Here is a 23,689-nt window from a genome sequence, read left to right as displayed (position 1 = left end):
TCATGATCAATCGCAAAGTTACTCCGTCCGAGGGCGGCAAGAGATTACATAGATATCTGAGAAATCTGATGCCGAACATCCCATTAGGGCAAATCTACAAAATGATCGATTCAGGGAAAGTGAAAGTGAACGGCAAACGGAAGAACCAGAACTACGAGATCGTCTCAGGCGACGAATTAACGATATACGTGGAAGAGGCTGCCTATCAAGAGGCGAGCATCGGACAGAAGAAAACGAAATACGTCGGCGTTAACGCCAATATCGACGTCCTGCACGAGGATGCAGAGCTTATGGTCGTGAACAAGCCGGCGGGTATGTTGACGCACCCCGATCAGGCGGATCAGAAGGATACGCTGGTCAATCGGGTGCATGCTTACCTGTATCGCAAGGGCGAGTTGGATAGCCCCTTGTTCATGCCGGCTACGGCAAATCGGTTGGACCGCAATACGAGCGGCATCATCCTAGTCGGTAAGACGGCGGGAATGCTGCACCAATTGAACCAATGGATTCAGAAGCACGAGCTTCAAAAATATTACGTGACGATCGTGGAGGGACGGTTGACCGGCGAAGGGATTTTATCCGGTGATCTGATACGCGACGAGAAACAAAACCGCACGCACGTGGTCGGAGAGAAAACCGACGTCGCTCGTCATGGCGGAGCCGAACAAATCAAGTCCGCGGAAACGCGGTACCGGGTATTGCAGACCGGGAGCTCGTACTCCTTGGTCGAAGTCGAATTAATAAGCGGTCGTACGCATCAGATCAGAACACATTTCCAAGATATTGGACATTCGTTGCTTGGGGATATTAAGTATGGAGGCAAGAGATTCGGGGACGTTAATTATCAGCTGCTTCACGCATGGCGAATCATTCTTGCGGACGGCAGGGAATTCAAGGCTCCGCTGCCCTCGCTCATGCGCACCGTCGCCGATCAGGTGGGGCTTAACCCGAATTTCTAAAATGTTCCGAACTTCTATAGGAGTTGATTTCGAGTGGCGGATACGGCGGAGTACACGGCGGAACTAGCGGAATGGTTCAGGCGGTACGAGGACCGAAGCAAGGCTAAACCGATGGAAGATTACATGCGCAACCAATATCCCTTCCTTGGATTAAAAACGCCCGAACGAACGCGGTTAACCAAGGAATTCTGGGCGAAGCACGGAATACCGGTAGGAAACGAACTGCTCGACGTCGTGCGGCAGCTATGGCTATTGCCCGAACGCGAATTCCAGAACGTAGGGATGGCCTTTCTCGAGAAACATGCCAAAAAAGCGAAAAAAACGGATATCGACGTATTCGAAAGCTTGATAACGACTAAGTCTTGGTGGGATACCGTCGATTATTTGGCATCGCACACGATGGGCGATCATCTGGCCCGACATCCGGATCTCATTCCCGAATATACGGAACGATGGATTAATTCCGACGATTTATGGCTTCGCAGGACGGCTATTCTGTATCAGCTGAGATACAAGCAACAAACGGATGTCGGTCGTTTGTTCGATTACATTAGCCGTTGCAAGGACGAAAAGGAGTTTTTCATTCGCAAGGCTATAGGCTGGGCGCTTCGCGAATATTCGAAAACCGATGAACAGTCCGTTCGGGAATTCGTAGCCGTAAGCCGATTATCGCCATTGAGCGAAAGGGAGGCGCTGAAATACGTCTCGAGGTGAAGCTAATCTAATTTGAAAAGTCACAACTTGTTCATGGAATAACTTGCCTGTCGTTTGATATGATGGAGGAAATGGGTCATATCGGGGGACAGGGCTATGTTAAGTACCGCATTGGGACGGTTGCGTTTTATCGGAACGTTCGAAGCTATCTCCTTCTTGGTATTGCTGTTGATCGCGATGCCGCTTAAATATGCCGCCGATATTCCGGAACCCGTCACGATCGTCGGAATCGTTCACGGAGCTTTGTTTTCATTGTATTTGCTGGCCATTCTGAATGCCGTTATCGTCAGGAAGATCTCGATCGGCATGACGTTGCTGGCCGTTCTCGCCGCGTTTCTTCCTTTTGGTCCGTTATACGTCGATCGCAAGTTGCGTTATAATCACGACTAAACGACCGTCTTATCGGAGATTCTATCCGATAAGACGGTCGTTTGTTGTTATATCCCAATGGGTATATCGGCCGCTCATCAACTATAATGCGACAGCATTTCGGTCACGATAATCCGCAATTCCTCTTGTATTTCCGGAGGTTCTAGCACTTGGACGTTGACGCCGTAGCTAAGGATATTCTGGATAGCTCGCTCCTTTGAGGAGTATTTGGCCTCGACATCGATAGTTCCGTCGGCATTTATCGTAAGCTTGTCGAATCCGAATTCGTCCCTAACCCTCGTTCGGATCGCGGGATCGAAGCGCAGCGTCGCGCCGACTCTGTTGAAATCCGCTTTGCTCATGAACTGCCGCTCGACGTCTTGCAACGTGTAATCCCGTCGGACGAACTTCTCCGCCAATACGACGGGATCGGCCATTCTGGATAACCTGAACACGCGAAAGTCGTTCCTGTCCAAGCAGTAACCGTATATATACCATGCGTATCCTTTAAGGAAGAGCCCCATAGGCTCGATCGTTCGCAAGCTTTCCTTGCCTTTGAAATCCCAATATTCGAATCGGACCAAGCGAAGCTCCTTGATAGCCTGATGAAGAGGCTTGATCTTTTCTTTATCGCTAGGGGACGGGGAAAAGTCCAGCGAGACGGATGAATCGAACGACCCCGGTTTGTTCGGCATCAAGGCGCCGATTCGCTCCAGCAGGCCGTCGATATCCGCGTTGTTCGTGGCGGTTTTCGCCCCGCGCAACGCGCCGCAAATGGAAGAGAAATCGTCGATGGACAGAATTTGCTTGTCGACGCGGTATCCGGACAGAATTTCGTAGCCGCCGTCGGAGCCCGGAAACGATATGATCGGTATTCCGGCCAGGTTGATCGATTCCATATCCCGGTAAATCGTTCGAAGGGAAACCTCGAACCGCTCCGCCAGCTCCGTCGCGCTAACGCGGGTTTGATTCAGCAATGCCATCGTAATCGCGAGCAGCCGATCCAGCTTCAAGCGCTTCATCCTCCTTAGTCGACCGCGAACTTTCTTTCTATATTAGAATAAGCGATTAACCCTGACAACTTAATGTCAGGGTTAAATTTTATCTAGCATTTGTTTTTCGTTCATATTGCGTTCATAATCGAAACATATAATAATTTTTACATATGAAGTTCAGCTGACACAATCCACTATTACGGAGATGATGAACGATGATTAAGCTTTTTCGATTTCTCGGCCCATATCGATGGGCGGTCGCGGCAGTTATGGCACTTATCCTGATGCAGTCTTTGAGCGAGCTATATCTTCCGACCTTGATGGCAGACATCATTAACGATGGCGTCGTGAAGGGCGATATTCCATACATTTGGAAAATCGGCGGTTTCATGCTAGCGGTAACGGCAGTAGGGACGGTCGTATCGATTGCGGCCAGCTATCTCTCTTCGCGCGTTGCGGCCGGATTCGGACGCGACGTTCGCAGCAAGACGTTCCGTCACGTCGAGAATTTCTCGCTGCAGGAATTCGATAAGATCGGAACGGCGTCGCTAATAACTCGAACGACTAACGATATTACCCAAGTCCAGCAGGTGCTTATCATGATGATGCGCCTGATGGTCGCCGCGCCGATGATGTGCGTCGGAGGTCTGATTATGGCGATTTCGAAGGACTCGCACCTATCTCTCGTTTTCGTTGGCGCCATTCCTATCCTTGCTTTGACGATTTTCCTGATCGCAAGCAAAGGTATTCCGTACTTCAGAGTCATGCAGAAGAAGATCGACAAACTAAATTTGGTGCTGCGCGAAGGACTGACCGGCATTAGGGTTATCCGTTCGTTCAACCGCTTCGAGCATGAGACGGTACGTTTCGCGGACGCTAACGGGGATTTAACTCAAACAGCGATCAAAGTCAATCAGATCATGGCGTTCATGATGCCTATGATGATGCTTATTCTCAATTTTTCATCGATCGCGATCATTTGGTTCGGCGGTTTAAGGGTAAGCAGCGGACATATGCAGGTCGGAGACTTAATGGCCTTCTTGCAGTACGCGATGCAAATCATGTTCTCGCTTCTGATGGTGTCGATGATGTTCGTAATGGTACCGCGCGCCTCCGCATCCGCCGTTCGGGTTAACGAAGTGCTGAACACGGTACCCGTCATCGAGGAAAAGCGCAAAGACGGAGCGGCTAAGAGCGATAGCCGGAGCGTTCGCGGATTAGTCGAATTCGATAACGTTTCGTTCCGTTATCCCGGCGCGGAAAATCCGGCGATCTCCGGCATTTCCTTCCAAGCTTCGCCCGGCGAAGTTACCGCGATCATCGGAGGTACCGGATCGGGTAAATCGACGTTGATAAGCCTCGTTCCTAGATTCTACGATATCGAGGAAGGAGCGGTACGGATCGACGGTACCGATATTCGCGAGCTATCGATCGAACAGCTTCGCTCGCAAATCGGTTTAGTGCCGCAGAAGGCATTATTGTTCACCGGCACGGTGTCCGATAATATCCGGTACGGCAAGACGGACGCGACCGACGCCGAGGTCAAGAGAGCATCGGAGACCGCTCAAGCCAGCGAGTTTATCGAGGATTTGCCTGAAAGATACGAAGCTCCGATTTCGCAAGGCGGCTCTAATCTATCCGGGGGTCAGAAGCAGCGCTTGTCGATCGCCAGAGCTCTCGTAAGGAAGCCGCAGATTTATCTGTTCGACGATAGCTTCTCCGCGCTCGATTTCAAGACCGACGCCAAGCTAAGGGCGGCGTTGAAGGGCGAAACGACGGAAGCGACCGTCATCATCGTAGCGCAACGGGTAAGCACGGTCATGGACGCGGACCGTATTCTGGTATTGGATGAAGGCCGTATCGTAGGCAACGGGAATCATCGCGAGTTAATGGCTAGCTGCGACGTGTATCGCGAGATCGTATCTTCGCAGCTGTCCGAGGAGGAAATCGCATGAGCGAGCAACGTGGCGGGAACATGGCGAAAGGCCCGGCTCCGGGCGGTCCCGGAAGAGGTCCGATGGGCGGAGGAATGGGCGGTATGGGCGGCATGGGCATGCCCGTGCAGAAGGCCAAAAATTTCAAAGGTACATTACGTAGGCTGATGGGGTATTTGCGGCCGCAGCGGATCAAGCTTCTGGCCGTGCTCGTGACGGCGATACTCAGCACGGCTTTCGCGATATTCAGTCCTAAAATATTAGGCGAAGCGACGACGAAGCTGTTCGCCGGCATGATGGGCAGATTAAACGGCGACCCGAACGCGAGCTTCGATCTTCCGGGTATTTGGCAGATCGTCGTTTTCCTGGCGGGATTATACGTAGTGAGTTCTATTTTCAGCTATATCCAAGGTTTCCTAATGGCCGGCGTCGCGCAGAAAACGGTGTACGGATTGCGCAACGAAGTTAACGCGAAGCTGGGCAAGCTACCGCTCAAATACTTCGACAGCAAGACCCATGGCGAAATTCTGAGCCGGGCGGTTAACGACGTCGATAATATCAGCAATACGCTGCAGCAGAGTTTAACCCAATTGATTACGTCGGTCATCACGATATTAGGCGTCATTATCATGATGCTGACGATCAGCCCTTGGTTGACGTTGATTCTGCTGTTGACGCTCCCGCTCTCCATGATCGTCATCAAGGGAGCCGCGGGGCGCTCCCAGAAGCACTTCAAAGCCCAACAGATGGAATTGGGGAAATTGAACGGGCATGTCGAGGAAATGTTTTCAGGCCATAAGATCGTCAAGGCTTACGGGCAAGAAAATATATCCGTAGAGAAATTCGACACGATCAACGAACGGTTATACGAATCCGGTTGGAAAGCCCAGTTCGTCTCGGGGAACATCATGCCCCTGATGAGCATGGTCAGCAACATCGGATACGTGTTCATAAGCGTAGTCGGCGGAATCATGGTTACGAACGGCAACATATCGATCGGTAACATTCAGGCATTCATTCAATACGCTCGCCAATTTTCCATGCCGCTCGTGCAAACGGCGAATATCGCCAACATCATTCAATCGACGATCGCGTCGGCCGAGCGCGTATTCGAATTGTTGGACGAGGAAGAAGAAATTCCGGAAGCGGCTGGCGGCTCCGACGTCAAGCTTGCGGCGCCTAAAGGCGACGTCGCGTTGCGCGGAGTGAGCTTCGGCTACAAGGAAGACGCGATGCTGATCGAGAATATGGACATCGAAGTGAAAAGCGGGCAAATGGTGGCGATCGTCGGACCGACGGGTGCGGGGAAAACGACCTTGGTCAACCTGCTCATGAGATTTTACGAAGTCAACGAGGGCAGCATTACGATCGACGGCACCGACATTACCCGTATGAAAAGGGGCAACCTTCGCAGCCTGTTCGGAATGGTTCTTCAAGATACTTGGCTGTTCAACGGCACGATTCGCGACAACATTGCATATGGACGTGTAGGAACGACCGAGGCGGAAATCATCGAAGCCGCAAGAGCCGCTCACGCGGATCATTTCATTCGGACCTTGCCCGAGGGCTACGATACGGTGTTAAATGAAGAGGCATCCAATCTGTCGCAAGGCCAGAAGCAATTGTTGACGATCGCTCGGGCGATATTGGCCGATCCCGCCATCCTGATTCTGGACGAAGCGACGAGCAGCGTCGACACGCGGACGGAGATCTATATCCAGAAGGCGATGCACGAGCTGATGCAGGACAGAACGAGCTTCGTCATTGCGCATCGATTATCCACGATCCGGGACGCGGATTTGATCCTCGTCATGAATCACGGAAGCGTCGTAGAGAAAGGCACGCACGAGGAGTTGCTGTCGCAGGGCGGATTCTACGCGGATCTATACAACAGCCAATTCGTCGGCGGCGGTATGCAACAGAGCGTAGTTTAAGCAAGACAAGACGGGAAATCAGCAGCGGGAAAGAGGATGTTCATGGGTACTTTGGAGGAGATCATTCGGGGACGGCGCAGCATCGGCAAGGTGAAAAGCGATCCGGTTCCGAAGGAAGTCGTAGAAAGCTTAATCGAAGCGGCGGTTTGGGCACCGAATCATTTCGGTACGGAGCCTTGGAAATTCGTCGTGATGACCGGGGAAGGCAGACGCGTTCTCGGTCAAGCTTACGCGGATATCGCTGCGGAAACGATTCAAGGATTAAGCGAGGAAGAGCTGGCGTTGCGGCTGGAGAAAGAAGTAGCCAAAGCGTTCCGCTCCCCTGTCGTCATCGCGGCGGTGTGCGTTCCGTCGTCGGAGCCGCGCGCGAATCCGGCCGAGGAACTCGCGGCCGCGCATGCCGCCGTGCAGAACTTGCTTCTGATGGCGCATGCAAGCGGGCTTGGGGCGGTATGGCGCACGGGCGATCCCGCGTATCACACGAAGATGAAGGAAGCGCTCGGGTTCGCGGGCAGCGAGCAAGTCGTCGGCCTTATTTTCATCGGCTATCCCGACATGCCTTCGCCGGTAGGCAAACGGACGCCGGGAACCGAAAAAACCGTCTGGCTGGAAAGCTAGAATTAAAAATGGGTCAGCCTGCATGATTTTGCGGGTTGGCTCTTTTTTTCGAGCGATACACTTGCTGGATTTTCCGAAGGGAGTACTATTATACTTGCTAAGAGAAGCTCTGTTGAGTGGATTCGGGGGGAGAGCGAGCGATGTACCTACACGAAACTTTTTTGCGGGCAATCGAGCTGGATCGGTCGAGGGTTCCGGATTTTGATCGTTATCCGTTTAATCTAGCGGCGGTTCGGGAGCTCGGCAAGCTGGAGCTTCATCCGAAAGTGACTTACATAATCGGCGAGAACGGCATGGGAAAATCGACTTTGATGGAATCGATTGCCGTTGCCTGGGGATTCAATCCGGAAGGCGGCACCAAAAACTTTACGTTCTCTACCGAAGCTACCCACTCTAATCTGCACGAGTTCATACGTTTGATAAGAGGCGTGCGCAAAGCGCGCGACGGGTTCTTTTTTCGTGCGGAAAGCTACTATAATCTGGCTACCAGCATCGAAGAGATGGATCGCGATCCCTTAGGCGGATCGTCGATCATTTCCTCGTATGGAGGAAAATCGCTGCACGAGCAATCTCACGGAGAATCGTTCTTCGCCACGTTCATACATCGATTCGGAGGGCAAGGTCTCTACATTCTGGACGAGCCTGAGGCAGCCTTATCGCCGCTCCGACAAATGTCCATGCTCGCCAGGATCCACCAGCTTGTCGGGAGGGATTCACAATTCATCATCGCTACTCATTCACCGATATTGATGGCTTATCCCGACTCGATCATGTACGAAATGACGCCGGAGGGTATCCAAACGACGACGTTGGAGGAAACCGACCATTACGCGATCATGAAGCGGTTCCTGAACGATAAGGAAAGAATGCTTAAGGAATTGTTCGAGGATTGAAGAATCGGTCGCTCTAATTGGATATTCGTTGGCGGGTTGCGTGAATTCGCAAAATAAGTTCGATCGATAATTGCGACATTTGCGGGTAGGATGCGTTAAATAAATGGAAGTTAGTTCGACAACTGCGACATTCGCGGGCCGGATTAAAAAGCAGTTAAGCGATAAGGAGGAACAACCATGTTCGGAAACGGACCGCCTATTGGCGGAGGCGTCGGAATCTTGTTTACGATTGTCCCGATTTTTATCGGTATCGTATTCATCGTCGTTATCGGAAGCTTAATCTTCAGGGGGGTAAGATATGCCCAGAACGCTAGCGCTCCGCGTGAATCCGTGCATGCGCGAGTCGTAGCCAAGCGGATGGATGTCCGGAACAACGCCCGTCATCATGAGGGTCACTCGTCCAGAACTTATTATTATATAACGTTGGAGTTCGACAACGGGACGCGCAAAGAGTATCTGGACGTAAAAAACCTATTCGGTCTCGTCGTCGAGGGAGACGCGGGTTACGCCGCCACTAAGGGCGACTGGATCGTGGATTTTGAAAGGGAGGGAGCGTACATACCCAAGCAATCCTGAGAGGATGATGGGATGTACAATTCACTTCCCAAACAGGGCGCAAACACCTCGCAACCATATAAAGTATGGCTACAGCGCACAAACCAAGCTCCAAACTCAGTGCAACCACAAAAATTACGACTACTCCGATTAATAACCCGGTCTGGCCGAGTTATTAATCGGAAAGTGGGCTGAGAGTAACAAATAGCCTCCATACTCCTCACAACCACAAATAGTATTACTACACCGAACGAACCGAGCTCCAAACGCCTCGCAACCACAAAAAGTATGGCTACAGCGGACACACCAAACACCGAACTCCTCACAACCACAAAAAGTATGGCTACAGTAACGAGCACTATCTCCTTTCGATTCGACTGTAGAGAGCGGAGATAGTACGAGGCTCCAAACTCCTCGCAACCAACCGAATCGAATCTACTTTGGAGCGGAAATCGCAGCGACCGAGCGACGGATGATCATGTCGGCGGGGAGAACGATTTTTTTCCAGGGAAGTCCGGATTCTCCGCGTTGTTGGATGCGCTCGACGAGCATTTGCATGCCAAGATAGCCGAATTGGTAAGCCTGTTGGGCGATGACAGTCAGGAACGGATCGATCTCGGAGTAAGGACCGAGGTCGTCGAAGCAGACGAGCGACATCTGTTGCGGTACTTGAATGCCACGACCGTGCAGGGTGCGTATGACCTCGACGGCGAGCACGTTGTTGCCCGCGACGATCGCCGACGGCAAGGGCTTCATCCGATCCAGCCAGCTTTCGATCTCCGATAAATCGCTTCGGGGTTCGAAGGCTGTTTCGAGTACGTAATTCTCGTCGTATACGAGATCGTTGAGCTTGAGAGCTTCCTTGTAGCCTTCGAGCCGAAGCCTTGCGCTGGAAATGTAGGGGGAACCATTAATCAAGGCGATCCTTCTATGTCCCTGCGCCGATAAATGGTCTACAAGCTTGCGCGCGCCTTCCTTGCTGTCTCCGAGCACGACGTCGCTGTCCATCCCCGGCACTTCCCGGTCGAGCAGCACGAATGGAACCCGATGCTTGCGAAGCGTCTCCAGATGCGGCAATGACGGATCGCCCGCAGGCGCGACCAATACGCCATCCGCCCTGGTCGCCAATATCGTATCTACGTAATCCTTTTCCTTCTCCACGTTCTCGTCCGAGTTGCCGAACAGGAGGCGATAGCCGTGCTTCTTGGCCGCGTCCTCCGCGCCGCGCGCTAACGTGGTGTAGAAGGGGTTGGTAATATCCGTAATCAACAAGAACAACAAGTTGCTCTGCTGAAGCACTAAGCTTCGGGCCATGTGGTTGGGAACGTAGTTCAGCTCCTCCATCACTCGGCGTACTTTCGTGCGCGTCTTATCGCTTATTTTGCCCGTGTTATTGATAACCCTTGAAACTGTCATCGCGGAGACACCTGCTTTGGCCGCAATATCGTATATCGTAACCATAAGTGCGCTCCTTCTCGTCAATATCTGTACTTATCTTACAAAATTAAAGAATTGACAGCAAGCGCTTACCCTGATAATTTAAGGTTATCGGTAACATTATTTTATCTTTTGGAGGCTATTATACGATGGCAGAGCAAAATTTCAGATGGAACGGCGGATTTCCGAAAATCGGCATTCGTCCCACGATCGACGGCAGACGCAACGGCGTACGCGAATCTCTCGAAGACCAAACGATGAATATGGCGATCGGCGTGGCGAAGCTATTTTCCGAAAACCTTCGTTATCCTGACGGATCTCCCGTAGAATGCGTCATTGCCGACTCGACGATCGGCGGCGTCGCCGAATCCGCGGCGGCGGCTTCCAAGTTCGCAAGGGAAAACGTCGGCGTATCGATCACGGTAACTCCTTGCTGGTGTTACGGCACTGAAACGATGGACATGGATCCTTCGATCCCGAAGGCGGTTTGGGGCTTTAACGGCACGGAACGTCCGGGCGCGGTGTATTTGGCGGCGGTTTTGTCCGCTTATGCGCAGAAGGGCTTGCCTGCATTCGGTATTTACGGAAACGACGTGCAGGATGCGGGTACTACGGATGTTCCCGAAGACGTAAAAGGAAAATTGCTCGGATTCGCGAAAGCGGGACTTGCCGTTGCCCTTATGAAAGGCAAATCGTATTTGTCGATGGGATCCGTATCCATGGGAATCGCCGGATCGATCGTGAACGATAGCTTCTTCCAAGAATTCCTTGGCTTGCGTACGGAATATATCGACATGAGCGAATTCGTTCGCCGTATCGAAGAAAATATCTATGATCCCATCGAATACGAGAAAGCGTTTGCATGGGTGAAGAAGAACTGCATCGAAGGTCCGGACAACAATTCGGCCAATATCCAAATGACTCGCGACAAAAAAGATCAGGATTGGGAAACCGTCGTGAAGATGACGATTATCGCCCGCGATTTGATGATCGGCAATCCGCGTTTGGCCGAGATCGGCTTCGGCGAAGAAGCGCAAGGGCATAACGCGATCGTTTCCGGCTTCCAAGGACAGCGCCAATGGACGGACCATTTCCCTAACGGCGACTTCATGGAGACGATCTTGAATTCCTCGTTCGACTGGAACGGCATTCGCGCGCCTTACATGGTGGCAACCGAGAACGATAGCTTGAACGGAGCGGTAATGCTTTTCGGTAACTTGCTGACCAACACGGCGCAAATCTTCGCTGACGTGCGCACTTACTGGAGTCCGGATTCGGTCGAACGCGTAACGGGCCACAAGCTGACCGGCGCCGCGGAGCACGGAATCCTTCACTTGATCAACTCCGGCTCGGCGACGATGGACGGCACGGGAGAGCAAACGAAAGACGGCAAACCGGCTATGAAGCCGTTCTGGGAAATCTCCGAGGAGGAAGCGCAGAAGTGTCTGGATGCGACCTCTTGGCGTCCGGCGTCCGTCGAATATTTCCGCGGGGGCGGCTATTCCTCCGATTTCCTGACTCGCGGCGGCATGCCGATGACGATGTCCCGTCTGAACATGGTCAAAGGAATCGGACCGGTATTGCAAATCGCGGAAGGTTATTCCGTGGATCTGCCCGCGAACGTTCATGACATCCTCGACAAACGGACGGATCCGACGTGGCCTACGACTTGGTTTGCTCCGATCGTTACCGGAAAAGGCTCCTTCAAGAACGTATACGACGTCATGGATAACTGGGGCGCTAACCACGGTTCGATCAGCTTCGGGCATATCGGCGCGGATCTGATCACGCTCGCTTCCATGCTGCGTATTCCGGTCAGCATGCATAACGTGCCGGACGAGAAAATTTTCCGTCCGCGCGTATGGGGACTGTTCGGCACGGACAACGCGGAGAGCGCGGACTATCGCGCTTGCAGCAACTTCGGACCGTTATACAAATAAAATAATCAACCGACGACGCTGTCGCCTGATTCCATACCGGAGCAGGCGGTGGTTGTCTGTCCATAGAATGGGGAATTCTCATGAGCAGCCAAGCCATCCGCGAAGAATTATGCAAATACGCGCAGAAAACCGTATCCAACAAGCTCGTCGTAGGTCCCGGAGGCAATCTTAGCGCCCGGTTCGAGGGCAAAATGTACCTTTCTCCGAGCGGCTTCGCATTGGATGAAATCAAACCCGAGCAATGGGTGGAAGTGGATATCGAGACCGGACACATTACCGACATCGGCTTGCGTCCGTCGTCAGAGGTGCTGATGCATCTGTACGCTTATCGCCAGAACCCGAATATCGGCGCCATGGTACATACCCATCCGCCTTATTGCATCGCTTTTACGCTAGTGGAGAAAGACTTGCCGATCATGTTCCCGGACCAAGCCGCGTTAGTCGGAAAAACCGTCTACGTAGATTACGTTCTCCCGACGACGGATAGACTGGCCGACGCGGTAGTCGCGAAGATCGAGCATGCCTCGATTCTGCTTGGCAACCATGGTCTGGTAACGACGGGACGTAACCTCCGCGAAGCTTACTACCGTACGGAAGTCGTCGAAGAAAGCGCGAAAATATTCCTCATAGCCAAAGCCATCAAAGAACCGAAAGTGTTAACGAAAGAAGAATTCGAGGAAATCGCTTCTTTGGAGAGCGAAGCTTACCGGATCGAATTGCTGCAAAAAATGAAATAGAAGCTCTCGCTTCGAAGAGGGGAGGGATACAATGACAACGGGGACTACGGTATTGGCATTCGATATGGGGGCGAGTAGCGGCCGGGCTTTAATTGGGCAACTGCAGGCCGATGCCAACGGAGATCGTAAGCTGGAGGTATCGGAAATCCACCGCTTTCCCAATCATGCGATTCAAGTGGGCAATCATCTTCACTGGGATATTTTGCGACTGCTGCACGAGATGAAGAAGGGAATTCGCCTTGCGTTCCAGAATGGCTACGAGCCTTCGGCCTTCGGCATCGACACGTGGGGAGTGGATTTCGGGCTGCTTGACGCGAACGGCGAGTTGCTCGGCAATCCCTACCATTATCGCGATTCCCAGACGGACGGGTTGATCGAAGAGGTGAGCGGCCTGATCGGACAAGAAGCTTTGTTCAAGCAAAGCGGATTGCAGTTCATGCCCTTCAATACGTTGTATCAGCTATACGCGATGAAGAAGGCGGCTTCGCCAAAGTTGGACGTGGCGCAAACCCTTCTTTTAACGCCGGACTTGTTAACGTACTTGCTGACGGGGATAAAATCGTGCGAGTTTACGATGGCGACGACCACGCAGCTCTTTCATCCGGGCACGCAGTCATGGAACTCGGAGTTAATGGATAAGTTGGGAATTCCATCGCGATTATTTCTGACTCCGGTTCAACCGGGCACGATCATCGGTCCTCTTAGCGATACTGTAGTAGACGAACTAGGCGTGTCGTCCATGCTGGCGGTCGCCGTTGGGACCCACGATACGGAATCCGCTATCGCGGCCGTGCCTGCCGGGGACGAACCTTTCGCTTTCCTCGTGTGCGGAACATGGTCGCTGCTAGGCACGGAGATGGACGGTCCGCTGTTAAGCGACGATACGTTAAAGCTGGATTTCTCGAATGAAGGCGGCGTAGGCGGAACGTATCAGCTGCTTAAAAACATTATGGGACTGTGGTTGCTCCAAGAATGCAAACGAGAGTGGGACGAACAAGGGAACGAGATCGGATTTCCCGAATTGGTCCGCTTGGCGGAGCAAGCCGAGCCTTTCCGCAGTCTCGTTCACCCGGACGATCCGCGGTTCTTCTCTCCGGGAGGCATGGCGAACAAGATTCGCGCTATTTGCGAGGAAACGAATCAACCCGTCCCGACGTCCGAGGGGGAAATCGTTCGGTGCATCTTGGAGAGCTTGGCTCTGCGATATCGCCAGGCTCTGGAGCAAGCGGAACGGCTAACCGAAAGAACTTACGGCGGCTTGCACATGGTTGGCGGCGGCATTCAAAATAGATTGCTGTGCGAATTCACGGCTAACGCGATCGGAAAACCGGTATGGGCCGGACCGATCGAGGCTAGCGCCATCGGCAACATGTTGATGCAGCTTGTCGCGCTTGGACAATGCCGAGATTTACGTGAAGCCCGGAAGCTCGTCGCGGCTTCGTTCCCGATCGACGTTTACGAACCGAGCTACGATGCTGCCGGTTGGTCTTCCGCTTACGGGACCTTTCTTGGTTTCGGCAGAGTTTAATAGTCCAGACAATCCGAGGAGGTACTTAATTTATGCTAAAAGGCATTTCTAGTCTGATTTCTCCAGAGTTGCTCAAAGTGCTGATGGAGATGGGGCACAGTGACGAAATCGTGCTCGCGGACGGTAATTTTCCGGCGGCGAGCCATGCGCAACGGTTGATCCGCGCCGACGGACACGGCATTCCCGAGCTGCTGGACGCCGTTCTGCAGTTGTTTCCGTTAGACCCTTACGTGGATAAACCGGCCGCATTGATGCAGGTCGTGCCGGGAGATACGGTGGAAACGCCGATCTGGAGCACTTACGGCGAGATCATCGAGGCGCGTTCCGGGTTCTCGGCACCGTTCGAAGAGGTCGAACGTTTCGCGTTCTACGAACGGGCGAAGAAAGCGTACGCCATCGTGGCAACCGGCGAAGGCGCGTTATACGCTAACCTGATATTGAAAAAAGGCGTTATCAAAGAGTGAATCGAATGAATAAATAAAGTTCCGATCCATGATAGGAAGTAAACCGGTAAGCGAAATCGCGCTTGCCGGTTTCTTTTTTTTAGAATAGATAGGTAGGTATTTCCAATCGGACGTCGAACTTAAGAAGGTGTGAAATCATTCCGAAGGAGGAATTATCGATGGACGCCCAACCGTTGTACAAGGACAACAACTTCACGATAACGAGAGATCTGTTCATAAGCGGCAATACCCGGTTCGCGATTCAGCATCTTTGCTCGATCAAACTCGTCAAAACCAAGAAACAGATTCCATATACGCTCGCAGTCATTGAAATTTTGTTAATTGTAACCGGATTCAATTGGGACTTCCGCTTCCATTCGATCGTAGCTTTAATCGGGATTTTGGGCTTGCTCGCCTCGGCGGCGTTATATATTTTTATTAAACCGGTCCATAAGCTATGGCTGGTGTTCTCTTCGGGAGAAAGGGAAATGATCGGAGTAACCGATTATGCTTACTTGGAAGGGTTAGCGAATGCCTTTAGCCGTTCGATCGTGGAAACGACGAAACATAGGAACTTAATGATCGGTTAAATAAACGCGTCACGGCAAAGAAGACCTTCAAGCTCGCCATCATGGCAAGCAAAAGGTCTTCTTGTACTTGAATCGGGATGCTTATTATCCGTTTTCCTTACGAGTCAATTTTCCGCGAACGTCCGCAACAATCTCGAACGATTTCAGACGGGCTTGGTGGTCGTAGATTTGCGAAGCGATAATCAGTTCGTCCGCGTCGGTCTCGTCTAACACGGCTTGCAATCGCGTTTTCACTTGTTCCGGATCGCCGACTACAGCATATCCGAACTGCTTGCGGAGTGCTGCTTCCTCATGAGGCGACCATAGATCGTCCATGCTGTCTACAGGAGGCGGCAATTGACTGAACCGTCCGCGAATCATATTGAGGAACGCTTGCTGTTGAGAGGTGGCTAGCCGTTTCGCTTCCTGCTCGGTTTCGGCTGTCGTGACGCTTACGCCGACCATGACGCGAGGCTTATCGAGCGATTCCGACGGGCGGAAGTTGCTACGGTATATTTCCAACGCCGGCATCAAGTAGTCCGGAGCGAAATGACTGGCGAACGCGAAGGGCAAGCCGAGCTGGCCGGCTAACTGCGCGCTGAATCCGCTCGATCCGAGCAACCAGATCGGTACGTCCAAGCCTTCTCCCGGGATGGCGCGGACGACGGAGCTATATTTCGCTCCCGACGGATTGAAATAAGAGCGGAGCTCGCTCAGGAGCTCGGGGAAATCCTCCCCGCCGGCGCCCAAGCCTCGGCGCAATACGCGGGACGCGGCTTGATCGGAGCCTGGCGCTCTTCCGAGTCCAAGATCGATCCGGTTCGGGAACAACGACTCAAGCGTTCCGAATTGCTCGGCTATGACTAGCGGGGCATGATTCGGCAGCATGATTCCGCCGGACCCGACTCTGATCGTAGACGTTCCGGCGGCGACGTGTCCGATGACGACGGCCGTTGCGGAGCTGGCGATTCCCGGCATGTTATGATGCTCCGCAAGCCAGAACCGGTCGTAGCCCCACTTCTCGGCGTGTCGGGCGAGATCGAGCGAATGGCTAAGGGAGACGGCAGGCGTGCTGCCCATGGTGATACTGGCAAGATCAAGGACGGAGAAAGAAACGGGACGGGAAGTTGACATAGGTGGTAGTGCCTCCTCGGATTGGGAATCATAGGTGTTATCTTGGTCAATATATTGACTAAGTATCCAAGCCTTTCCTACAAATTCGCAAGAAAGGCGAGGTTAATCGAGCCTACTCGTCGTTCATATTCTCGATAAGCTGCTGCAAGCAGCGATTGAACGAGGAAAGCTCGTCGAGCTTGATATGTTCGAATGAAGCTTCGTTGTTCGTGATGCCGAAGCGATCCAGATGCTGAAGCGCCGATCTGCCTTTGTCGGTAAGGCTTACGAGCGTAATGCGGCGGTCGTCATGGGCTTCGTACGTCGACACGAATTGTCCTTGCTTAAGGCGTTCGATCATGCCAGTCATATTTTGCTTGGTGACGAGCGTGTTTTTCCCCAGCTGTTTCAAAGAAAGATCGCCGTTCGATAAGGCGGAGAGAATGAACCATTGATGGACGCTGGTGAGGCCGACCTCGGATGCCAATTTGCGTCCTAATCGTTCAAGCAGATTCGAGCAACGGAATATGTTGACTACGATGCTGCCGTGCAGATGATCTTGATTATCCAATGCGTCTGCTCCAAAAGTCAATTTATTGACTATATCCTATCGTATTCCTTGATTGAAGTCAATCGAGGTGCTACATCCCATGAGACTTCTTGAACCGTTCCGGGCTTACGCCCTCCAGTTTCCGGAATACGGAGCTGAAATAGCTTGGATTGTCGAAGCCTACGCGCGCGGCGATTTCTTGAATTTTCAACGTCGGCTCGCGGAACATCCATTCCTTGCTCTTGTGAATCCTCTCGCGGTTGACGTATTCCATAGGGCGCATGTTCAAAGTGATTTTGAACAGATGGCATAGGTACTGAGAGCTAACCCCGATACGATCGGCGAGCTCGGCAATCGTAACCGGACGATGGCAGTTTTCCTCGATGTATTGCGTGACCGGATGCAGCTTCATCGGATCGGGCGAGGAAGAAGTTGCGCTCATCCAGATGCTTCTCGTCAGATCCAGAAGGAACGCGTACAGCTGCTTCGAGCATTCCATGCCAAGGAACGGGTGACCGGATATAGAAGTCGCGTATAAGTTCTTCATCTGCATGATGAGATTGTCGGGAGCGAATACCTGATGGACTCCGGATTGAGAGATGCCGACTTGACGAAGAAGGGGCGTGATGAGGCTGCCGTTAAAAGCAATCCAATGAACGTCCCAAGGCTCGGTAACGGGATTGTAAAGATGCTGTTCTCGAGGAAACAGGAAAAATCCTTGGCCGGGCTTTACCGTGAACAGGCGATCTCCGATCCGTAATTCGCCCGTGCCGGAAAGAACCTGCAGCCATTGGAAGTCGGGAAAACCCGCGGGCCGCCTCGTACGTTCCTGCGACTCCCAATGTCCGATGCTGGTAAGGTATAGCGGGAGCTGCAGATCCTTCTCCGTCACTAGGGGGAACGATGAAGTGTTCATATCGAATCACTCTTTCATATTTTGATAGTTAGGCGAATATGTTTGAATACCAATAAGGGATTATGGATTTTATAATATGAATATAGTTACATTATGATTGGGAGAGTGCAACTTGTCCAAAACAAAATGGATTTACTCCGCGCCTACGAACGGGTATCCGGAATGGAACAACAATCCCGATATTTATCAGCTTAACCGAATGGATGCACATGCGACTTTAATGACGCACGGTACATTGGAAGAAGCATTGAAGGGCGACCGCAAAGCATCCGACCATTATTACTCCCTTAATGGTACATGGAAGTTCTCGTTCGCGGAAAATCCGGACAAGCGGATTCGGAACTTCTACGCGCAAGGGTTCGACGTTAGCGGCTGGGGGAATATCCAGGTACCCGCGCATTGGCAGCTACAAGGCTACGACTACCCACAATATACGAATATCAGGTATCCCTGGATCGATTCGGAATCGTTGAAGCCGCCGTTCGCTCCTACGAAGTATAACCCTGTGGGCTCTTATGTTCGCACGTTCGAAATCCCGCGGAATTGGAACGGCCAACCCGTTTTCATTAGCTTTCAAGGAGTAGAATCGGCCTTCTACGTTTGGCTGAACGGGGAATTGGTCGGGTACAGCGAGGACACGTTCACGCCGGCCGAATTCGACCTAACGCCGTATTTGGCCGAGGGGGAAAACAAGCTTGCCGTAGAGGTGTACCGTTGGTGCGATGCCAGTTGGCTAGAGGATCAGGATTTCTGGAGAATGAGCGGGATATTCCGCGACGTGTACTTGTTTACCGCGCCCGACACTCATATTTACGATTTTTTCGTCCGTACGGATCTGGATGATCGGCTCGAGAACGCGGAATTGAAACTGGACGCAACCGTCGTCAATTATTACGGCATCAATGCCGGCTTCATGCATATCGTAGCGGAGCTTTACGATGCCGAGGGGCGTCAAGTTCTCGACAAGCCGCTTCAGATCGAAGTCGATGGCGGATCGGAAGAGAAAATAGCGGCGCAAGGGTCCACATCCGTCGCTAATCCGCTGAAGTGGAGCGCTGAACGGCCCGACCTGTATACGCTAGTCTTGCGATTGGAGAATGCCGCAGGAGAAGCCGTGCAATTCGTAAGCTGCAAAGTCGGTTTCCGCAAGTTCGAGATCAAAGACGGACTTATGCGGATTAACGGCGAGCGCATAGAATTTAAAGGCGTTAATCGCCATGAATTCTCCTGCGATACCGGACGCGCGCTTGGCGAAGAGGACATGATCCGAGACGTTATACTCATGAAATCTTATAATATCAACTCCGTTCGCACATCGCATTATCCCAACAATCCAAGATGGTACGAGCTTTGCGACGAGTACGGATTGTACGTGATCGACGAGACGAATTTGGAAACGCACGGCGCCTGGGAATACCATCAGCAGGAAGAAGGGGACGCCGTTCCCGGAAGTAAGCCGGAATGGCGCGATAACGTCATCGACCGTTGCAATTCCATGCTGCAGCGCGACAAGAATCATCCTTCCGTCATCATCTGGTCTCTTGGCAACGAGTCGTTCGGAGGAGACAACTTCGTCCATATGCACGATTATTTGCGGGAAAAGGATCCGTCGCGCGTCGTGCATTACGAAGGCGTATTCCAGTGGCGCAAGTCGGAGGCGGCTTCGGACATGGAGAGCCAGATGTATACCAAGCCGCACGAAATCGAGGCTTACGCTTTAAGAAAGCCGACTCCGGCAAAGCCGTTTATATTGTGCGAGTATAGCCATGCCATGGGGAACTCCAGCGGCAACCTGTCCAAGTACACCGATTTGTTCGAGAAATACCCGATCCTGCAAGGCGGGTTCATCTGGGACTGGGTAGATCAGGCTATTCGGGTCAACAATGAAGATGGGACTTCCCATATGGCTTACGGAGGGGATTTCGGAGAATCTCCGCATGACGGTAATTTCTGCGGCAACGGAATCATATTCGCGGACAGAACGGTTTCGCCGAAACTATACGAAGTGAAGAAATGCTATCAGAACGTCAAAATCAAAGCCGAAAGCCTTGCGGATGGCCAATTTGCCGTAACTAACCGCAATCTTTTCACGGATTTGAACGTATACGATTTTAAATGGCACATCGCGAACAACGGAATTCCGGTTAACGAAGGAAGGCTGAACGTCCAGGTCGCGCCGGGACAATCGTCCATTATGGACCTTTCCGGCGCTTATCCTTCCGAAGCGGTTGCGGGCGACGAGTTCGTTTTGACGATCAGCGCGCTTTTGAAGCAGGATACCCTATGGGCGGAAACCGGTCACGAAGTCGCTTACGATCAATTCGTGCTTCCGATTCCCGTTTCGGCGAGCGTCGTCGCGAAACCCGAATATCCGGCACTGCAAGCTCTGTCGGAAGCCGGTTCATGGACCGCGCAAGGCGAGGGCTTCTCGGCCGGGTTCGATACCGCGACAGGGAATTTGGTTTCCTATCGGATAGACGGAACGGAGCTTCTCGCGCAGCCGCTCGCTCCAAACTTCTGGAGAGCGTACACGGATAACGATCGAGGCAATCAGCATCAGGTTCGTTGCGCGATCTGGAGGGAAGCGGGATTGAATCGCAAGCTGGTTAAGTTAGAAGCGGCTGCAGGGAATTCGAGCGCGGAAGTGGTAGCGGAATACACGTTGCCTACGGTACCTGTTTCTTCGTGCAAAATCGTTTACTCGATTCGAGGAAACGGCGAGATCGGCGTCCGGCTGGAGCTTCAACCCGGAGAAGGCCTCCCGGAAATTCCGGAGATCGGCATGATTCTCGAGATGCCCTCTAACTTCGATGCGATCGCTTGGTACGGCAAAGGCCCTCACGAGAACTATTGGGACCGCAGCACGGGAGCCAGATTAGGCTTGCACGCCGGCAAGGTCGGAGAACAAGTCGCTCCGTACTTGCGTCCTCAAGAGACGGGCAACAAGACGGAAGTTCGCCATGCAAGCGTGACGAACGAAGCGGGTGTTGGTTTAAGGATAGCCGGCGCTCCCGTTTTCGAATTGAACGTTACGCCTTATACGCCGCATGAGCTCGAGAAATACGATCACCAGCATTTGCTGCCCGAACCCGACAAAACCGTCGTTCGCATTAATTACAAACAAATGGGCGTAGGCGGAGACGATAGCTGGGGAGCTCGCGCGCATCCGGAATTCACGTTGTTCGCTAATCGCACGTACGCCTATTCATTTATCATTGGAGGAACGAAATGAACATCAAGTATAACGAGGAACATCGGTTGTTTCATCTGCAAAGTCGGAATACGAGCTACATTCTTCAACTGGACGGGAAAGGCATCCCAATGCACGTCTATTGGGGACGGAAATTGTCCGATTCCGCTTTGGAAGGCATGGTCGTTACCCAAGAAAGATCTTCGTTCTCGCCGAATCCATACCCGGAGGACCGTTCTGTCTCTTTCGATACGTTGCCGCAAGAGTATCCCGCTTACGGAGCAAGCGATTTCCGTCATCCCGCGTATCAAGTCCAGCTAGAGGATGGTTCGACGATTACCGAGCTGGTTTATAGCTCGCATAAGATCTCGAAAGGAAAGCCGAAGCTTGAAGGGCTTCCTTCCACTTACGCGGAACAAGCGGACGAGGCGCTGACGCTGGAATTGGAGCTTCATGATCCGAAGATCGACCTCCGCGTGTCGCTATCATACACGGTGTTCGCTGGTCATGACGCTATAGCAAGATCCGTTAAGCTCGCGAACGCGGGCGGAACGACATTGAGATTACTAAGGGCGTTAAGCGGAAGCGTGGATTTCCGGCACGATCGATTCCATATGCTGCAATTGTCGGGAACCTGGGCGAGAGAACGGGACATCTTCAGACGCCAGATCGTACCCGGAATCCAGTCCGTCGAAAGTCGCAGAGGATCGAGCAGCCATCAGCAAAATCCGTTCATCGCGCTGGTTGCCCCGAATGCGGACGAAGATCAAGGCGATGCGTACGGATTCAGCCTGGTCTATAGCGGCAGCTTCGTTGCCCAAGCCGAGGTCGATCAGTTCCGTACGACGCGGGTATCGATGGGGATTAATCCGTTCGATTTCGAATGGAGGCTGGAACCGGGGGAGGAATTCCAAACGCCGGAGATGGTTATGGTCTATTCGGCGGATGGTCTAGGCGGCATGTCACGGATTTACCACCGTCTATATCGCAGCAGACTGTGCCGGGGTATGCACCGGGATCGGACGAGGCCCGTACTCGTTAACAACTGGGAGGCAACGTACTTCCAATTCGACGCGGACAAAATCGAGAACATCGCCAAAGTCGGTCAGGATTTGGGCATCGAATTATTCGTGCTGGACGACGGCTGGTTCGGATATCGGGATAACGACGATTCGTCATTGGGAGACTGGAAGGTCGATTACCGCAAGCTCCCCGGAGGATTGGCGGATCTAGCTTCCCGCGTTAACGGCTTAGACATGCAATTCGGCTTATGGTTCGAACCGGAGATGGTTTCGCCGGATAGCGACCTATACCGTGCGCATCCGGATTGGTGCCTTCATGTGCCGGAAAGACGACGGACCGAGGCGCGGAAGCAGTTGATTCTCGATCTGTCCCGCGCGGACGTATGCGACTATTTGATCGAATCGGTAAGCTCCGTTCTGCGTTCCGCGCCGATTACTTACGTGAAATGGGATATGAACCGCAACATGACGGAGATCGGTTCCGCATTACTGCAACCGGAACGCCAACGCGAAACCGCACATCGTTATATGCTGGGCCTTTATCGCGTCTTGGAAAGCATCACGTCGGCTTTCCCGGAAATCTTGTTCGAGAGCTGCTCCGGAGGCGGCGGACGTTTCGATCCGGGGATGCTTCACTATATGCCGCAAACCTGGACAAGCGACAATTCGGATGCGGTTAGCAGACTGCGGATTCAATATGGCACTAGCTTGGTGTACCCGATCAGCACGATGGGCGCTCACGTTACCGCCGTTCCGAACCATCAAGTTCACCGCAACACTTCGTTGAAGACGCGCGGCGATGTCGCGATGTCGGGGAATTTCGGGTATGAGCTTGATTTAACCCAGATGTCCGACGACGAGAAAGAGCAAGTTAAGGTACAGGTTCAGCAATATAAGGAAATCCGCCACATGGTTCAATTCGGGGAATTCTATAGGCTGCGCAGTCCGTTCGAAGGAAACGATACCGCATGGATGATGGTGTCGGCCGACGGGTCGGAAGCATTTGCCGTCTATGTTCGCGTTATGGCGGAGCCGAACGCGCCCCTAGATTGGCTCAAGTTCAAAGGATTGGAAGCGGGAGCGCAATATCGGGTTGCGGATAGCGGCGCCGTTTATGGAGGCGACCAGCTCATGTATGCCGGATTGCCGATTCCCGGATTGCAGGGAGACTACCAAAGCTTCGTATGGCGGTTTAATAAAATATAATTCAATATAATTCGGATATCCTCCTTGAATGGTATCGCTCTTGATTGCTAAGACTATACCATTGGAG

At 52.6% G+C, this 23,689-nt stretch carries 20 protein-coding genes; 15 read left to right on the top strand and 5 right to left on the bottom strand.

Annotated elements, in window-relative coordinates; genetic code table 11:
* Positions 1-2 precede the first annotated feature (2 nt).
* The 3 genes from DFP95_RS11550 (at position 3) to DFP95_RS11540 (ending at position 2,063) form a co-directional block, all read left to right on the top strand.
* On the top strand, positions 3-959 hold the full coding sequence (locus DFP95_RS11550; RefSeq protein ID WP_115992771.1) for an RluA family pseudouridine synthase: 957 nt from the start codon (positions 3-5) through the stop codon (positions 957-959).
* Positions 960-992: 33 nt separating this feature from the next.
* Positions 993-1,673: a DNA alkylation repair protein gene (locus DFP95_RS11545; RefSeq protein WP_245987565.1), complete on the top strand. Its 681-nt coding sequence runs from the start codon at positions 993-995 to the stop codon at positions 1,671-1,673.
* A 96-nt stretch (positions 1,674-1,769) separates the two neighbouring features.
* Positions 1,770-2,063: a DUF3817 domain-containing protein gene (locus DFP95_RS11540; RefSeq protein ID WP_115992770.1), complete on the top strand. Its 294-nt coding sequence runs from the start codon at positions 1,770-1,772 to the stop codon at positions 2,061-2,063.
* A gap of 77 nt (positions 2,064-2,140) precedes the next feature.
* Here DFP95_RS11540 and DFP95_RS11535 read toward each other — a convergent pair whose 3' ends face one another.
* Positions 2,141-3,064: a helix-turn-helix transcriptional regulator gene (locus DFP95_RS11535; RefSeq protein ID WP_245987564.1), complete on the bottom strand. Its 924-nt coding sequence runs from the start codon at positions 3,062-3,064 to the stop codon at positions 2,141-2,143.
* Positions 3,065-3,252: 188 nt separating this feature from the next.
* Here DFP95_RS11535 and DFP95_RS11530 point away from each other — a divergent pair, with 188 nt between their 5' ends.
* The 5 genes from DFP95_RS11530 (at position 3,253) to DFP95_RS11510 (ending at position 8,992) form a co-directional block, all read left to right on the top strand.
* On the top strand, positions 3,253-4,992 hold the full coding sequence (locus DFP95_RS11530; RefSeq protein WP_115992769.1) for an ABC transporter ATP-binding protein: 1,740 nt from the start codon (positions 3,253-3,255) through the stop codon (positions 4,990-4,992).
* Positions 4,989-6,905 carry an ABC transporter ATP-binding protein gene (locus DFP95_RS11525; RefSeq protein ID WP_115992768.1) on the top strand — a complete coding sequence of 639 codons (1,917 nt, stop codon included), beginning with the start codon at positions 4,989-4,991 and terminating at the stop codon, positions 6,903-6,905. Before DFP95_RS11530 ends, DFP95_RS11525 begins: the two co-directional genes overlap by 4 nt.
* Positions 6,906-6,947: 42 nt before the next feature.
* Positions 6,948-7,523, top strand: a complete 576-nt coding sequence (locus DFP95_RS11520; RefSeq protein WP_115992767.1) for a nitroreductase family protein — start codon at positions 6,948-6,950, stop codon at positions 7,521-7,523.
* Between the two features lie 140 nt (positions 7,524-7,663).
* The gene (locus DFP95_RS11515) at positions 7,664-8,416 is read left to right on the top strand and encodes an AAA family ATPase (protein WP_115992766.1); all 753 of its coding nucleotides are present in this window, start codon (positions 7,664-7,666) and stop codon (positions 8,414-8,416) included.
* Positions 8,417-8,593: 177 nt separating this feature from the next.
* Complete coding sequence (locus DFP95_RS11510; RefSeq protein WP_115992765.1) at positions 8,594-8,992, top strand: DUF2500 domain-containing protein; 399 nt, start codon at positions 8,594-8,596, stop codon at positions 8,990-8,992.
* 414 nt (positions 8,993-9,406) lie between these two features.
* Here the strand turns inward: DFP95_RS11510 and DFP95_RS11505 are convergent, their stop codons facing one another.
* Positions 9,407-10,432, bottom strand: a complete 1,026-nt coding sequence (locus DFP95_RS11505) for a LacI family DNA-binding transcriptional regulator (protein WP_115992764.1) — start codon at positions 10,430-10,432, stop codon at positions 9,407-9,409.
* A 125-nt stretch (positions 10,433-10,557) separates the two neighbouring features.
* Here DFP95_RS11505 and DFP95_RS11500 point away from each other — a divergent pair, with 125 nt between their 5' ends.
* From DFP95_RS11500 to DFP95_RS11480, 5 genes are all read left to right on the top strand, one after another.
* Positions 10,558-12,348, top strand: a complete 1,791-nt coding sequence (locus DFP95_RS11500) for an L-fucose isomerase (protein WP_115992763.1) — start codon at positions 10,558-10,560, stop codon at positions 12,346-12,348.
* Positions 12,349-12,428: 80 nt separating this feature from the next.
* Positions 12,429-13,085 (top strand): class II aldolase/adducin family protein, encoded by a 657-nt coding sequence (locus DFP95_RS11495; protein WP_115992762.1) that lies wholly within the window; start codon positions 12,429-12,431, stop codon positions 13,083-13,085.
* A gap of 31 nt (positions 13,086-13,116) precedes the next feature.
* Positions 13,117-14,613, top strand: coding sequence for a rhamnulokinase (locus DFP95_RS11490; protein WP_115992761.1), 1,497 nt, complete (start codon positions 13,117-13,119; stop codon positions 14,611-14,613).
* A 32-nt stretch (positions 14,614-14,645) separates the two neighbouring features.
* A complete protein-coding gene (fucU, locus tag DFP95_RS11485) occupies positions 14,646-15,077 on the top strand; it encodes an L-fucose mutarotase (RefSeq protein ID WP_115992760.1) in 432 nt (143 codons plus the stop codon).
* 158 nt (positions 15,078-15,235) lie between these two features.
* The gene (locus DFP95_RS11480; RefSeq protein ID WP_115992759.1) at positions 15,236-15,646 is read left to right on the top strand and encodes a DUF6232 family protein; all 411 of its coding nucleotides are present in this window, start codon (positions 15,236-15,238) and stop codon (positions 15,644-15,646) included.
* An 84-nt stretch (positions 15,647-15,730) separates the two neighbouring features.
* Here the strand turns inward: DFP95_RS11480 and DFP95_RS11475 are convergent, their stop codons facing one another.
* The 3 genes from DFP95_RS11475 to DFP95_RS11465 form a co-directional block, all read right to left on the bottom strand.
* Positions 15,731-16,759 carry an LLM class flavin-dependent oxidoreductase gene (locus DFP95_RS11475; protein ID WP_115992758.1) on the bottom strand — a complete coding sequence of 343 codons (1,029 nt, stop codon included), beginning with the start codon at positions 16,757-16,759 and terminating at the stop codon, positions 15,731-15,733.
* Positions 16,760-16,871: 112 nt separating this feature from the next.
* Entirely contained in the window at positions 16,872-17,309 is a 438-nt protein-coding gene (locus DFP95_RS11470; protein WP_181907362.1) for a MarR family winged helix-turn-helix transcriptional regulator, read from the bottom strand.
* 70 nt (positions 17,310-17,379) lie between these two features.
* Positions 17,380-18,204, bottom strand: coding sequence for an AraC family transcriptional regulator (locus DFP95_RS11465; RefSeq protein ID WP_115992756.1), 825 nt, complete (start codon positions 18,202-18,204; stop codon positions 17,380-17,382).
* 112 nt (positions 18,205-18,316) lie between these two features.
* Here DFP95_RS11465 and lacZ point away from each other — a divergent pair, with 112 nt between their 5' ends.
* Together lacZ and DFP95_RS11455 are read left to right on the top strand one after the other, a co-directional pair.
* The gene (gene lacZ, locus DFP95_RS11460) at positions 18,317-21,436 is read left to right on the top strand and encodes a beta-galactosidase, LacZ type (protein WP_245987562.1); all 3,120 of its coding nucleotides are present in this window, start codon (positions 18,317-18,319) and stop codon (positions 21,434-21,436) included.
* Positions 21,433-23,622, top strand: a complete 2,190-nt coding sequence (locus DFP95_RS11455) for an alpha-galactosidase (RefSeq protein WP_115992755.1) — start codon at positions 21,433-21,435, stop codon at positions 23,620-23,622. The genes lacZ and DFP95_RS11455 overlap by 4 nt, the downstream gene beginning before the upstream one ends.
* Positions 23,623-23,689 lie beyond the last annotated feature (67 nt).

Origin of the sequence: Cohnella lupini (assembly GCF_003386205.1) — a bacterium.
Classification (GTDB): domain Bacteria; phylum Bacillota; class Bacilli; order Paenibacillales; family Paenibacillaceae; genus Cohnella; species Cohnella lupini.
Note: the sequence above shows the minus strand (reverse complement) of the source record. Positions and strands in the feature narration are given on the sequence as shown.

Bases quoted from the DNA above. Each gene is read 5' to 3' on its own strand.
- DFP95_RS11535 (WP_245987564.1), bottom strand. From the start codon at position 3,064: ATGAAGCGCTTGAAGCTGGATCGGCTGCTCGCGATTACGATGGCATTG.
- DFP95_RS11520 (WP_115992767.1), top strand. From the start codon at position 6,948: ATGGGTACTTTGGAGGAGATCATTCGGGGACGGCGCAGCATCGGCAAG.
- DFP95_RS11495 (WP_115992762.1), top strand. From the start codon at position 12,429: ATGAGCAGCCAAGCCATCCGCGAAGAATTATGCAAATACGCGCAGAAA.
- DFP95_RS11515 (WP_115992766.1), top strand. From the start codon at position 7,664: ATGTACCTACACGAAACTTTTTTGCGGGCAATCGAGCTGGATCGGTCG.
- DFP95_RS11510 (WP_115992765.1), top strand. From the start codon at position 8,594: ATGTTCGGAAACGGACCGCCTATTGGCGGAGGCGTCGGAATCTTGTTT.
- DFP95_RS11475 (WP_115992758.1), bottom strand. From the start codon at position 16,759: ATGTCAACTTCCCGTCCCGTTTCTTTCTCCGTCCTTGATCTTGCCAGT.
- DFP95_RS11455 (WP_115992755.1), top strand. From the start codon at position 21,433: ATGAACATCAAGTATAACGAGGAACATCGGTTGTTTCATCTGCAAAGT.
- DFP95_RS11530 (WP_115992769.1), top strand. From the start codon at position 3,253: ATGATTAAGCTTTTTCGATTTCTCGGCCCATATCGATGGGCGGTCGCG.
- DFP95_RS11490 (WP_115992761.1), top strand. From the start codon at position 13,117: ATGACAACGGGGACTACGGTATTGGCATTCGATATGGGGGCGAGTAGC.
- DFP95_RS11480 (WP_115992759.1), top strand. From the start codon at position 15,236: ATGGACGCCCAACCGTTGTACAAGGACAACAACTTCACGATAACGAGA.
- DFP95_RS11525 (WP_115992768.1), top strand. From the start codon at position 4,989: ATGAGCGAGCAACGTGGCGGGAACATGGCGAAAGGCCCGGCTCCGGGC.
- DFP95_RS11465 (WP_115992756.1), bottom strand. From the start codon at position 18,204: ATGAACACTTCATCGTTCCCCCTAGTGACGGAGAAGGATCTGCAGCTC.
- DFP95_RS11550 (WP_115992771.1), top strand. From the start codon at position 3: ATGATCAATCGCAAAGTTACTCCGTCCGAGGGCGGCAAGAGATTACAT.
- DFP95_RS11505 (WP_115992764.1), bottom strand. From the start codon at position 10,432: ATGGTTACGATATACGATATTGCGGCCAAAGCAGGTGTCTCCGCGATG.
- fucU (WP_115992760.1), top strand. From the start codon at position 14,646: ATGCTAAAAGGCATTTCTAGTCTGATTTCTCCAGAGTTGCTCAAAGTG.
- DFP95_RS11500 (WP_115992763.1), top strand. From the start codon at position 10,558: ATGGCAGAGCAAAATTTCAGATGGAACGGCGGATTTCCGAAAATCGGC.
- DFP95_RS11540 (WP_115992770.1), top strand. From the start codon at position 1,770: ATGTTAAGTACCGCATTGGGACGGTTGCGTTTTATCGGAACGTTCGAA.